This window comes from Gulosibacter sp. (assembly GCF_052090685.1).
Lineage (GTDB): Bacteria > Actinomycetota > Actinomycetes > Actinomycetales > Microbacteriaceae > Gulosibacter.
On record NZ_JBQDBE010000004.1, the window covers coordinates 76,280 to 88,614 of the forward strand.

The window sequence follows — 12,335 nt, forward strand, 5'->3', positions numbered from 1 at the left end:
TTGGGGGTTGCGGAATCCACGACGGATTCCGCAACCACCAAGGGAATCGCATCACGACACTGTTGAAGGTGCCCCACAATGTTGAAACTCATCATCACTCGTGTCGCCCTGGCGGTGCCACAACTCATCATTCTTTCGCTGCTCGCCTTTTGCATCACGTACATGGTGCCGGGGAGCCCTGCGGCGGCAATCCTGGGCGCCGCCGCGACCCCCGAATCCATCGCGACACTCGAGGCACAACTCGGCCTCGACCGGCCATTCTTTGAACGGCTCATCGAGTGGTACGGTGGCGTTCTCCAGGGAGACTTCGGGCGTTCATTTGCGACCGCTCGTCCGGTGACCGATATGCTCGGTGAGCGACTCCCCGCCACCTTTTCACTGATGATCGGTGGCACCATCATCGCGCTGATCCTGGGTGTCGCCCTCGGCATCATCGGTGGCACCAAGCCCGGCTCCATCCGCGACCGCATCAGCACCGCAATTGCGTCAATCACGATGTCGATTCCCGAGTTCTGGCTCGGTATCATCCTGATGCTCATCTTCGCGGTTCAATTGGGCTGGCTTCCGGTCATCGCCTGGGTACCAATCGACCACGACTTCTTCGGCTGGCTGCAAGGAATCATCCTGCCTTCGCTCGCGCTCGGGATCACCGGCGCCGCGCTCATCGCAAGGCAGACGAGAACCGCAATGGCGAGCAATATGTCCGCTCGCTATATCGACTCCCTGACCGCTGCGGGCGTGCCTCGCAACCGGCTCATCTTCAAATACGGCTTTAAGAACGCGCTTGTCCCGGTGCTCTCTTCAACCGGAATCACGATCAGCATCATGCTCGGTGCGAGCTTCGCGATCGAGAAGGTGTTCTCGATCCCGGGAGTTGGCTCGGTATTGATCCGAGCGGTCTCGGGCAAAGACTTCGCGCTCGTGCAGGGCGGTGTCTTGCTCATCGCGACGATCATCATCGTCGTCAACCTGATCCTTGACATCGCGTACGGCATTATCAACCCGAAGGCACGACCAGAATGAGCCAAACAGCTACGACCAATATCCTGACCGGTGCGGCCCCCGCGCAGCGTCAGGCAAGTAATTCGGGCCGTGTCATCGCGCGAATGATCAAGCAACCGGCCACGGTGACCTCGCTGATCTTCATCGCATTCGTCATCGCCATTGCGATTGCGGCACCGCTGCTCGCTCCATACGACCCGAACCAGACGCACTATGACGCAGTCTTCGCACCGCCCTCTTCGGAGTTCCTACTCGGCACCGACGACATGGGTAAGGATGTGCTGAGCCGGCTCATGTTCGGTGCTCGGGCCGTGCTCACGGTCGCCTTGGGAGCCGTCGCCGTCGCGGTCATTATCGGTGTTCCGCTCGGCCTCATCTTCGGCTTCCTCGGTGGCTGGTGGGACCGGATCGGGATGCGCTTCGTCGACATGCTGCAGTCCCTCCCGGGAATGCTCATCGGACTCGTTGTCGTCACAATCCTCGGTCGCGACGTCTTCATTCTGATGTTCGCGATCGGGCTCATCTTCTCGATGGCATTTGCGCGGCTTACTCGCGCAATCGTGCTCGTGGAACGCACCAAGCCGTACGTCGAGGCCGCTGAAGTTGCGGGGCTTTCCACCGGACAGCAGATCTTTGGCCAAGTGCTGCCGAACCTCGTGGGACCGCTCATGACGCAGGCAATGGTCTACTTCGGTTCGGCGATCATGATCGAATCGGCGATGAGCTTCCTGAGTATCGGTCTACCAGCGGAATCGGTCTCGTGGGGTCAGATGCTCAGTCTTGCCGTCGATAACCAAAACGTGGCGCAACACCTGTCTTGGCCTCCAGGTCTGGCGATCGTGTTGACGGTCCTTGCCTTCAACGTATTCGGCGACGGCTTCAACGATGCGCTTACCGGGGAGCGTCGTCGCAAACCGAAGCGCGTTGCGCAGCCAAAGATTGACCCGAAGAACGTCAGCACCGCTACCTCCGCCATCCCAGAGCCAACCGTCGATGCTGAACTTGCGCTCGACGCTCGCGAGGTGACTGTTGGCCTCGGCGGTACGGGCAGGAGCGAACCCACCAATATCGTCAAAGCGGCGACCCTCAACGTTGCCAAGGGCGAGATCGTCGGCTTGCTTGGCGAATCCGGTTCGGGAAAGTCGACCTTCGCACGCGCAGTGCTCGGGATGCTCCCCGCGGGTACGTGGCTCGCCCACGGCTCGATCAAGCTCGACGGCGTTGAAATCGCGGGCGCCAATGCGAGTCAACTGCGGAAAGTTCGGGGCACCAAGATCGGCGCCGTGTTCCAGGACCCGATGACGGCACTCTCACCCGTGCACACCGTTGGGACCCAGCTCATCGAACCCCTTCGCATCCACAAGGGAATGTCGAAGAAGCGAGCCCGTGAACGCGCAGTCGAACTCCTTGACCGGGTCGGTGTGCGCAACGCCGCAAGCCGACTTGACGACTACCCGCACCAGTTCTCTGGTGGAATGGCGCAGCGCGTAGCGATTGCCATGGCGCTCGCGGCAGAACCCGACCTCTTGATCGCTGACGAGGCGACGAGCGCGCTCGATGTGACCACGCAGAGCCAAGTGCTCGACCTGATCATGGACCTGCGCGACGAGTACGGAATGGGTGTGCTCATGATCACACACAGCCTCGGCGTCGTTGCCGAAGCCTGCGACCGTGCCGCGATCATGTACCGAGGCAATCTCGTCGAAACCGCGGACGTGAAGTCCCTCTTCGAGCAGCCCGAGCATCCCTATACCGAGGCGCTACTCGCGGCGAACCCGCTCAATGCGGACACGAGTGGACGCCTGCCCATCATCGACGCCGAACGTCGTGCCACAATCGACGCAGTCGTCGCCGAAGACGAGACGAACCGGAGCGTGAAATGATCGCCGCAACCACACACGAAAAGTCGACCTCGTCCCAGCCCCCGCTCTTGCGTGTGCGCAACCTCGTGGCGGGGTATCCCAAGCAAGCCAATATCTTTGGCGGAACGAAGATCGTGCCAGCGATTCACGACCTCACTTTCGACATTCACCGCGGCGAGACCCTCGCGTTCGTTGGGGAGTCGGGGTCGGGGAAGAGCACGACCGGTCGTGCGGTGCTGCGATTGCTGCCGGTGGCGAGCGGATCGATCGAGTTCGAGGGGCAAGACATCGCGCAGTGGGGTCGGCGCACGCCGCTCGATTATCGCAAGCAAGTGCAGGCGGTGTTCCAGGATCCATCGGCCTCGCTCAACCCACGCCATCTCATCGCGCACTCGATCGAACTACCACTTCGCCGACACGGGGTGAGCTCGGCGAAAGAACGACGCCGCAAGATCGACTGGGCGATTGACATGGTGGGACTACAGCGTGACCACCTCAACCGCTTCCCGAACGAGCTCTCGGGCGGTCAGCAGCAGCGCGTCGCGATTGCGCGGGCGCTCGTGCTCGACCCGAAGTTGGTCGTCTGCGATGAGGCAGTGAGCGCACTTGACCTCTCGACGCAGGGGCAGATCATCAATCTCCTCGCCGATCTGCAGGACGAGACTGGAATGAGCTACCTCTTTATTGCCCACGACCTCGGGCTCGTCCGGCACATCGCCGATCGCGTTGGCGTCATGAATCAAGGCCACCTCGTCGAGCTTGGAGAGACCGAATCGCTGTTCAAGAATCCGCAGGACGAATACACGAAACGTCTGCTCGACGCGACCCCCGCATCCACCCCGATCGGCCGGGATGCTCGGCGGGCCGCCCGGGTGGCAGAGCGTGAGCGGACTCGCGCGGAACTCGTTTCGAAAGCCTAGGGGCGCGACGCCGTGGACAGATTCGCGAATATGCGCACTTTCGTGACCGTCGCTCGTGCGAGTTCGTTCACGGCGGCGGCGGATGAGCTCGGCATCTCGCCATCGCTCGTGTCGCGACAGGTTGCTGCGCTCGAAACAGACCTCGGTGTTCGTCTTGTAAATCGGACGCCGAGAACCCTCCAACTCACCGAAGCAGGGACCGAATACGCGAAATTTGCCAACCGCATCCTGAAAGAAATCGAATCACAGCACTCACGGCTGGCCGAAAAGAAGGATGCGGAAGAGGGCAAGATCTCGATCATCAGCCCGAAGTGGATCGGCTTGATCGACCTCGGCAAGGCGATCGGCGACTATCTACGGGATCACCCGAATACGCAGGTGCATTTTGAGCTCGGCGGACTCTCCGATCGCATCTACGACTTCCTCGACCGCGGTTTTGATGTTGCGTTTCACGCCCGGGATCTGCGTGACTCGCGGGTGCGCGTGCGCCGCATCACTGACCTTGAATTTGCGCTCGTGACTTCTCGCGAATACCTCGCCGAACACGGTGCGCCGGAGACGGTTGCCGATTTACGACAGCATCCGCTCGTTACGCACAGTAGCGATACCTCGTGGAAATTTGTGACCGACGGCGAATCGAAACCGTTCAATATTCAGAAGCCGTTTGCGCAGACGAACGCCTATACCGTGATCGGCGACTTTTTGCTCGCCGGTCGGGGAGTGGGCGTGATCCCGCGTGGACTCGTGCGTAGTTCTCTCGAAGCGGGCGACCTCGTCGAGCTCTTGCCGGACACTCCGATCGAATCGCGCACCTTGTACGCAGTGCAGAGCCCCGGCCCGCAGTCCTCGGCGCGGGTGACCGGGTTCATCGACTTCATGGTGGAGTGGTACCGGAGGCAGTCGGCGGCGACTACGACTGCGGTGTGACTGCCGCCCGTCGGAAATCTGCCCGCCAGCCGGTGACTTTGGTGCGGGTGGTGTCCTGACGCCAACCGGTGACTTTGGTGCGCGTGGTGTCCTGACGCCAGCCGGTGACCACCGGAAACGCGGTTTACTACCTTCAGGAAAGTGGCATAGTGCGTTTCGGGTGGTACGCGGGATGAGGCGTCGGGGCCGGTGGGTTGTCGAACGCGAGGTGTCGCCGCCACCTCAACGGGTGACCACCTGAAACGCGGTTTACTACCTTCAGGAAAGTGGTACAGCGTGTTTCGGGTGGTACGCGGGATTGAAAAAGACCGGGCTGCAGCGTCGAGAGGCGTAGGCGGCAGGGATGCGGCGTCAAACGCGCTACATCTGCTGCCGCACAACCTTGGGCGTCCTGAACGCCATGATGAGGTAGGCAATCAGGCACGCCAAGACAAGCCCCGCGAACGTGAAGGCGCCGACGCCAACCGCATCCACGTTCAGCCCCAGCACCCGACTGGCGAATGACCGGTAGCCGGAGTCATCAGGAGAGTCGGTTCCGTCGCCGATAAACATCGAGAGCAAGAACGTCAGCGGAATCGTGATGAGGTTCAGGATGGCCGACACCGTTGGTAGCGCACGGGCGCGCCGGACGTAGACGGGAATCAACGTGAGGCCGCAATCGACCCAGTGGAGGATTACCCACGCTGGGCCGACGAAGAGGACCAAGATCACGGTCACAAAACCGAGCTCTTGTCCGAGGAAGAGCCCGCGCCCGAAGATCAGCAGCGTTGCGGTAATGAGCGGCGTCACCCACTGAAACCAGAACACGAACTTACCGATTCCGCTCGCGGGCGGGCGCGGTGATGTGAACTGCTGATACCCCGGCGCCCCGGGAGAGACGTGGGGCCCCGGTGGCTGTTGCGGAAATGGCCCGTTCGCGTTGCCGTACATCGGTCCATTGTTTCGCGGCGCTCGCGTGAAATCGTGACCCTGCAGTCGCATTCGGGAACGGGTTCAGTTGTACGAGGGATGCACTTGCGACTAGGTTCTTGCCATGGATCAGCTTCAGAGCATTCTCGACTCGATCAGCAGCTTCGTCTGGGGACCCTGGCTCCTCATCCCGCTGCTGCTCGGCACCGGTATTTTTCTCACGGTGCGTTTGCGCTTCATCCAGCTGCGGAAGCTCGGTCCGGCCCTCAACCTCGGACTCATCCGCCGGCAAGATGACACCGAGGGTGGCGATATCTCGCAGTACCAGGCGCTCACAACCGCGCTCGCGGCGACGGTCGGGGTTGGCAATATCGTCGGCGTCGCAACGGCCATCGCGATTGGCGGCCCCGGCGCGCTGTTCTGGATGTGGGTGACCGGGCTCTTCGGCATGGCCTCGAAATACGCTGAAGCGTTCCTCGGCGTGCGATTCCGTAAGACGGATGCGAACGGTAACAAGTCCGGCGGGCCGCAGTATTACCTCGAACGGGGAATCAAGGGGCCGATTGGTCGCTTCCTCGCGATTTGGTTCGCGGTGTTTGCCGTCCTCGCGAGCTTCGGTATCGGCAATATGACCCAGGGCAATGCGGTCGCCGCGCAGCTGCAGGGCGTATTCAATATCGAGCCGTGGGTGACCGCCATTGTGCTCACTGTCCTGATCGGACTCGTACTGCTTGGCGGCATCAAGTCGATTGGAAAGGTGACCGCCGCATTCGTGCCGGTCATGATCGTGCTCTACATCGTCTTCGGCATGGTCGTGCTCATTGCGAACGGCCCGGCACTCCCCGGCGCACTCGCCCAGGTCTTCACCATGGCCTTCACCGGCGCGGATCCCGTTGCAGGTGGCTTCGCGGGATCCGCCATCATGCTCGTCTTGCAAATGGGTGTCGCACGCGGCATCTTCTCGAACGAGTCCGGGATGGGGTCGGCAGCAATCGCTGCGGCCGCTGCGAAGACCACACACCCGGTGCGACAGGGACTCGTGTCAATGACGCAGACGTTCATCGACACGATCATCGTCGTATCCTTCACGGGCCTCACGATCGTCGCGACCGGCGTGTGGGAGACGGGGAACGCGAACGGCGAAGCGGGGCTCATGACCTCGCACGCGTTCTCCTCGGCGCTCGGCGAGTGGGGCGGCGTGATCGTGTCGCTTTCGATCGCGTTTTTTGCGTTCTCCACGATTCTCGGCTGGGCCTACTACGGCGAGCGCTGCATGGAGCGGCTCTTCGGCGTGAAATCCGTCCCGCTTTATCGCATTGTGTTCACCGCGGTGGTGTTCATCGGATGCACGGTGCCGCTGGCGCTCGTGTGGACCTTCGCGGACATCATGAACGGGCTCATGGCGCTGCCAAACCTCATCGGCCTCATCGCGCTCTCGGGACTCATCGCTCGCGAAACCAAGCACTATCTCGACCACGACCCGAAGCTGCGAGCCACCCCATCCGAGATCGACGAGTTTATGGAAGGGCACGAGCGTCACGACCAGGACGTTGAGCCCTCGCGAACCTAGCGATTCGCGCCGTCGCACGCATCCAAGCCTCAACGCGAAGCGCCGGTCCGCTCAGGGGACCATTCGGAGATCGGCACTGGATGTCCAGCCCGCTACCCGGTTTCTTTCGGGCTCGACGACGAACATGGGCGTGAGACAACACCCATGTCTCGAAACGTGCGAGAGAGGATTTCAACGATGAACACATCTGCCGGATCATTTGAGAACACTGCAGCACAAGACACACCACAGGACGAAGTGCTCGAAAGCGCTGACCAGATCGACGACACCGACGACCGAGTGTTACAACGCACCGCGAAGCACCTCGCCGACCGGTATGACGGAGTTTTCTCGCAGGACCTTGTTGAGCGGTATGTCTACGAGTCGTACATGACGCTGCACCGCAACGCTCGAGTGAAGAAGTTTGTCGCATCGCTCGCTGGAAACTTTGCCGAAAGCCGGTTGCGCGCGCTCGCCTACGCGACGGGCAAACTCGAGCGGCCCAAGCCGCAGGTGCTGTTCGTTTGTGCGGAGAATGCGGGACGCTCACAGCTCGCGGCAGCGGCACTCACCGAGCTTGCCGGTGACGATGTTGAAGTGCGCTCGGCAGGCTCCCGGCCTAGCGAAGACCTCTATCCCGAGGTCGTCAAACTCCTGCAAGAGCGCGGCGTCGACCCCGAAACGATCTATCCGAAACCGCTAACCGACGACATTGTGCGCGGCGCAGACTATGTCGTGTCGATGAGTTCTTACGAGGATTTGCCGCCGTATCCGGGCCAGACGTTCTTCGAATGGGATATGCAAATCCCGCGCGACGTAACGCGCGCCAACGTCGAAACCGTCTTTGAGGATGTGAAGATCCGCGTCGAGGGATTGTGGCAAGAGATTCACGCGAAGTGGCGGGCGGACGAACCGGATATTGACGAGCCAGAGGTTGACCAGACAGAGATTGACCAGGCCGCGGCTGGGTAACTCGCGGAGTCGTGGCCGGCCGACAAGCGGCGAGGCTATGGGGTCGAAGTTAGGGGGTCGAGGACACGACCCCCGACGGCACTGATCCATTGAAGAGTTCGGTGACGGTGACGAGGACGAACCCGCGATCATGCAGTCCATCGATGATCGCGGGTGCCGCCTCGACCGTGTCATCGTGAATCGAGTGCATGAGCACGATCGACCCAGGTTTGGGCGAGTTGATCGCATCCTGCGTGAGCGCTTCGACGCCCGGCTTTTGCCAGTCGAACGTGTCGTGATCCCACATCACCACCGGCATACTGATTTCTGCGAGGACTTGGTTGTTATACGCGCCATACGGCGGTCGAAATAGCGTCGGCGCGGTCCCGGTGACCCCTGAAATGGCGTTCTGCGTGCGATCGATTTGGCTTCGTACTTCGTCGGGCTTGAGCGTCGTGAAATCGGGATGGTTCCAGCTGTGGTTGGCGAGTTCGTGCCCCTCATCGTGGGTTCGCTGCACGATATCCGCGTTCGAGGACACGAGATTGCCGAGGAAGAAGAAAGTTGCGAGGGCGTCGCGTTCGGCGAAGGTGTCGAGCAGCGTGCTCATCGCCGGATTGGGACCGTCGTCATAGGTGATTGCCACGCACGGCAATAGCGTGCAATCCGGGGAAGCCGTTACGGGGTGGTTGGTTTCATTCGCTTGCCAAGGCGTCTCGTTCGCAAGGTCGTCGAGCAGTGCTTGTCCCGTTTCGTTGAGCACCGGTGCGATTGCTTCCGGCGTGAAGCGGATGCGATCGTGATTCTCGGGGTCATCTCGGCCGGGCAGCGAGTCGAGTTCGGCGCTGTTCAGGCCTCCCGGTACGTCGAGCACGAGCGAACCATCCGGTTGCAAGACTGCAGCATCGAGTGCGGATTGAAACTGTTCTCGTGATTCTGGGTTGGGGGATGCGGGGCCACCGGTGGGCCAGAGCGTCAGCGCTCCCGACTCGAGACGTACTGCTTTTACCGCTTCGTTCCAGAGCGAATTCTCGGCCTGTTCGTCGAGATCGAACAGTTCCGTAGCGGCATATGCGGTGTCTGCGGCTACGTCGTAATAGGTCGTTGACACCTGATCCGTACCTTCTGCATCAACGGTTCGCCAACGTATCCCGAGCATGCTGCCGGTTGCGGCGACGAATTCGCAGGTGCCGACTGCCCACGCATCGGAATTTGTAGGGAGCAGTTCGGTAGCTGGAATCGTGGTTGAGCCGGCGACGCAACCTCGGGCATCCGTCCCGAAGCCCGTGTCTTGGGCTTGCGGCAAGTAGGCGGTTCCGGATGCTGTTTCTTGCGCCTTGATTGTCGACCACTGCTGTTCTTGAATTGATCTGTTGAGTTCGTCTGCGCCTGCGATCAACGGCCAGCGCAGGTCAACGCCGACTTCGGCATTCCGAACGTGGTGTGGCACGAGGCCTTCGATCTCGGTCGGGTCGATCTTTTCGAAAGCTGCATCCTCACCGGCCACGGCCAGTTGGGAGACACTCGCTGGTTCTCTCGGCGTCCACGAAGAATCTGTCGGGATTGGTGCGGCACAGCCCACGAGGCCGACCGCCACGACTAACGCCGTGGTGACGGCGGCTCGGATGCGATCGGGGTTGAACTGTGCGGTCAGCCGACTCATGACACGCTCACCCCTGCAATGATGTCGGCAATTTCGCCAAGATATGCCGCGAAATTGCCGTTCACACCGACGCGCACTCCGATGAGCGGGGTCGACTGCTCATCTTCGGGTTGCGGGTTGAGTCCCGCGATCATGACGACGTTGTGGTCGCCGCAGGGGCTGCTGTTTTCTGCGGGTTCGTCGCCTGCTGCTTCATCATTTGATGCGTCTTGGCTGGTTTCTTCACCGTTCGCTGGCGACTCCGAGGCGGCATCCGGCTGCTCGCTATTTTCGGCTTCACTGATATCGTTGCTGCCTGCGCCATCCCGCACGATATAGACGATCTCGGAGCCGGAGGGCGCGAATTCGGTGAATGCCTCCTCGTGCTGCATACCTTCCTGCCGAGCCAAATTCGTTGCGGCATCGCGCGCGTCTTGCGCATCCTCATTCTTGGAAAAGCAAAGCGCGGCAGCTCCATCCGGAGTGTGCAAAACGACCTCGCTGGCAAAGGGGCGCTGTTCAAGAGCCCATCCAGCGGGGACTCCGAGCATTACTGGATTATCGCCGCCGCTGAGCTCAATCCGTCGATCTTCGTCCTCGACCGAGACACTCATCGCGCCGATCAGGAACGGCCCGAACACTACGGCCGCGATGATGAGCACCGCACCGCCGCCAAGTAACCACGGCAGCCAGACGCGACGACCTATTACGCGGCCCGATTTGTGATGCGTGGGGGCGCTACTTTCATGCCGCCCAGGAGGCATCGGTGAGTCGGCAGCAATGTCAGAAGAATTGTCCACGAAACACCTCCACTCAGATGCGCGTCAGCGTCACTACCGGTGCGCTATTGGTGATGATCGTATCCAGAGCCTCCGACATCATCGTCCGCCTCGAGGCTGGCCTTACCTACACCGTTTGCGAGTAACGCAACCGGGTGCGACGGGAAACGGATCCGGGCTGCAGCATCCTCAATTCGGATGCTGCAGCCCGGATCAGTGCTGACTCAATTACTGCGGTGTCGCGCTCGCCGCGGCTTCAACTGCTGCTGGCAGCGCAGCTTCAAAGGTGTTGAGTGCATCGTCATCGTGCGCAGCGGACAGGAACCACGCCTCGAATACGCTCGGCGGGAGGTTCACTCCGGCGTCGAGCATGGCGTGGAAGAAGGCGGGGTATCGCCAACCCTCTTGGCGCTTGACTTCATCCTCGTTGATCGGTGCAGGTGAGCCGAACTCGTCGGTGCCAGACCACCCGAGCTGCGCACCGTCACCCATCGCGAACGAGAACAGATTGCGCACCCGCTGCACGGCAACCGGGAGACCGACGCGATCGAATTCGCGCTTCACCGAGCTGATGACCCGGTCTGTGGCGGCGTCGATGTGCGCGTAGACGGCATCATCGGCGAGGCGCAGCGTTGCGACACCGGCCGCGACTGCGACGGGGTTTCCGCTGAGCGTTCCGCCCTGATACACCGGACCGTTCGGGGCGAGGTGCTCCATGATCTCGCGGCGGGCGCCGAGTCCGGCCACGGGCATCCCACCACCAATTACCTTGCCGAAGGTGAAGATGTCGGGCGTCCAACCACCGCGGTCGTTGTCTTCTTGTTCGCGGCCCCACCAGCCTGCGGGGCCGGTACGGAACCCGGTGAGCACCTCATCGCAGATGAGCAGAGCGCCGTCGGCGTGGCAGATCTCTGCGAGCCCGCGGTTGTAGCCCGCGAGCGGCGGAACGACGCCCATGTTGGCGGCAGATGCCTCGACGATCACCGCGGCGATGCGGCCGGCGTGCTCTGCGAAGGCGGCGCGCACTGCGTCGAGATCGTTGTAGGGCAGCACGATGGTCTGCGAAGCGATCGGCTCCGGGACACCCGCGGAACCCGGCAGCGCCAGGGTCGCGAGCCCTGACCCCGCGGCGGCGAGCAGCCCATCCGAGTGACCGTGATAGCAACCCGAGAACTTGATGACGAGGTCGCGCCCGGTGACCCCGCGCGCGAGACGGATCGCGGTCATCGTTGCTTCGGTGCCGGTGGATACGAGGCGCACTTCGTCGATCGCATCCTCCTGCACCTTCTTGAGTCGCGCGACCACTGCCTCGGCGAGTTCGACTTCACCCGGTGTTGAACCGCCGGGGCACATCAGGTCCGCGGCAGTTCGCTGCACCGCCTCGACGACCTCCGGATGCGAGTGGCCCAGTAATAGCGGACCCCAGCCACAGATGAAGTCAACACGACGGTTGCCGTCAGTGTCGGTGAGCCAGGCACCTTCGCCCTTGACGGAGAACGGGGGAGTGCCGCCGACCGAACCAAAGGCGCGGACGGGTGAGTTGACGCCGCCGGGGGTCACGGCACGGGCACGGTCGAACCACTCAGCAGAGGTGGTCATAGGGAGTCTCCTTTGTTGTTTGCTGGTGTTTTCTTGGCTACCCATGAGAATGTGATTTACCTATTTCTGGAGACAGGTAAACCTCATTCTTGTGGGTACGGTGGTCAGCGTCGGATGGGTAAACCTCATTCTTGTGGGTACGGTGGTCAGCGTCGGATGGGTAAACCTCATTCTCGTGGGTACGAAAGGTTGAGT

10 protein-coding genes are annotated in these 12,335 nt (G+C 61.6%); 6 read left to right on the forward strand and 4 right to left on the reverse strand.

All coding sequences use genetic code 11. The features are described from left to right. The first annotated feature begins 78 nt into the window (after positions 1 to 78). From ACTHXA_RS03685 to ACTHXA_RS03700, 4 genes are read left to right on the forward strand one after another with little or no spacing between them, the layout of a single operon-like run. On the forward strand, positions 79 to 1,023 hold the full coding sequence (locus tag ACTHXA_RS03685; RefSeq protein ID WP_441669460.1) for an ABC transporter permease: 945 nt from the start codon (positions 79 to 81) through the stop codon (positions 1,021 to 1,023). After that, the gene (locus tag ACTHXA_RS03690; RefSeq protein ID WP_441669462.1) at positions 1,020 to 2,885 is read left to right on the forward strand and encodes a dipeptide/oligopeptide/nickel ABC transporter permease/ATP-binding protein; all 1,866 of its coding nucleotides are present in this window, start codon (positions 1,020 to 1,022) and stop codon (positions 2,883 to 2,885) included. Before ACTHXA_RS03685 ends, ACTHXA_RS03690 begins: the two co-directional genes overlap by 4 nt. Then, positions 2,882 to 3,784, forward strand: a complete 903-nt coding sequence (locus ACTHXA_RS03695; RefSeq protein WP_441669464.1) for an ATP-binding cassette domain-containing protein — start codon at positions 2,882 to 2,884, stop codon at positions 3,782 to 3,784. Before ACTHXA_RS03690 ends, ACTHXA_RS03695 begins: the two co-directional genes overlap by 4 nt. A 30-nt stretch (positions 3,785 to 3,814) precedes the next feature. Continuing rightward, on the forward strand, positions 3,815 to 4,711 hold the full coding sequence (locus ACTHXA_RS03700; protein ID WP_441669466.1) for a LysR family transcriptional regulator: 897 nt from the start codon (positions 3,815 to 3,817) through the stop codon (positions 4,709 to 4,711). 360 nt (positions 4,712 to 5,071) lie between these two features. On the opposite strand, the gene ACTHXA_RS03705 is transcribed toward ACTHXA_RS03700, so the two are convergent. Next, positions 5,072 to 5,641 (reverse strand): hypothetical protein, encoded by a 570-nt coding sequence (locus tag ACTHXA_RS03705; protein WP_441669468.1) that lies wholly within the window; start codon positions 5,639 to 5,641, stop codon positions 5,072 to 5,074. Positions 5,642 to 5,744: 103 nt separating this feature from the next. Here ACTHXA_RS03705 and ACTHXA_RS03710 point away from each other — a divergent pair, with 103 nt between their 5' ends. Both ACTHXA_RS03710 and ACTHXA_RS03715 read left to right on the forward strand, forming a co-directional pair. After that, positions 5,745 to 7,190 carry an alanine/glycine:cation symporter family protein gene (locus tag ACTHXA_RS03710; RefSeq protein WP_441669469.1) on the forward strand — a complete coding sequence of 482 codons (1,446 nt, stop codon included), beginning with the start codon at positions 5,745 to 5,747 and terminating at the stop codon, positions 7,188 to 7,190. A 177-nt stretch (positions 7,191 to 7,367) separates the two neighbouring features. After that, a complete protein-coding gene (locus ACTHXA_RS03715) occupies positions 7,368 to 8,141 on the forward strand; it encodes an arsenate-mycothiol transferase ArsC (RefSeq protein ID WP_441669471.1) in 774 nt (257 codons plus the stop codon). A 49-nt stretch (positions 8,142 to 8,190) separates the two neighbouring features. Here ACTHXA_RS03715 and ACTHXA_RS03720 read toward each other — a convergent pair whose 3' ends face one another. From ACTHXA_RS03720 to hemL, 3 genes are all read right to left on the reverse strand, one after another. Continuing rightward, on the reverse strand, positions 8,191 to 9,783 hold the full coding sequence (locus ACTHXA_RS03720) for a polysaccharide deacetylase family protein (RefSeq protein ID WP_441669473.1): 1,593 nt from the start codon (positions 9,781 to 9,783) through the stop codon (positions 8,191 to 8,193). Continuing rightward, positions 9,780 to 10,562, reverse strand: coding sequence for a hypothetical protein (locus ACTHXA_RS03725; protein ID WP_441669475.1), 783 nt, complete (start codon positions 10,560 to 10,562; stop codon positions 9,780 to 9,782). Before ACTHXA_RS03725 ends, ACTHXA_RS03720 begins: the two co-directional genes overlap by 4 nt. Positions 10,563 to 10,769: 207 nt before the next feature. After that, complete coding sequence (hemL, locus tag ACTHXA_RS03730) at positions 10,770 to 12,140, reverse strand: glutamate-1-semialdehyde 2,1-aminomutase (RefSeq protein ID WP_441669477.1); 1,371 nt, start codon at positions 12,138 to 12,140, stop codon at positions 10,770 to 10,772. Positions 12,141 to 12,335: the final 195 nt, after the last annotated feature.

Bases quoted from the DNA above. Each gene is read 5' to 3' on its own strand.
- ACTHXA_RS03685 (WP_441669460.1), top strand. From the start codon at position 79: ATGTTGAAACTCATCATCACTCGTGTCGCCCTGGCGGTGCCACAACTC.
- ACTHXA_RS03720 (WP_441669473.1), bottom strand. From the start codon at position 9,783: ATGAGTCGGCTGACCGCACAGTTCAACCCCGATCGCATCCGAGCCGCC.
- hemL (WP_441669477.1), bottom strand. From the start codon at position 12,140: ATGACCACCTCTGCTGAGTGGTTCGACCGTGCCCGTGCCGTGACCCCC.
- ACTHXA_RS03695 (WP_441669464.1), top strand. From the start codon at position 2,882: ATGATCGCCGCAACCACACACGAAAAGTCGACCTCGTCCCAGCCCCCG.
- ACTHXA_RS03715 (WP_441669471.1), top strand. From the start codon at position 7,368: ATGAACACATCTGCCGGATCATTTGAGAACACTGCAGCACAAGACACA.
- ACTHXA_RS03700 (WP_441669466.1), top strand. From the start codon at position 3,815: ATGCGCACTTTCGTGACCGTCGCTCGTGCGAGTTCGTTCACGGCGGCG.
- ACTHXA_RS03690 (WP_441669462.1), top strand. From the start codon at position 1,020: ATGAGCCAAACAGCTACGACCAATATCCTGACCGGTGCGGCCCCCGCG.
- ACTHXA_RS03705 (WP_441669468.1), bottom strand. From the start codon at position 5,641: ATGTACGGCAACGCGAACGGGCCATTTCCGCAACAGCCACCGGGGCCC.
- ACTHXA_RS03710 (WP_441669469.1), top strand. From the start codon at position 5,745: ATGGATCAGCTTCAGAGCATTCTCGACTCGATCAGCAGCTTCGTCTGG.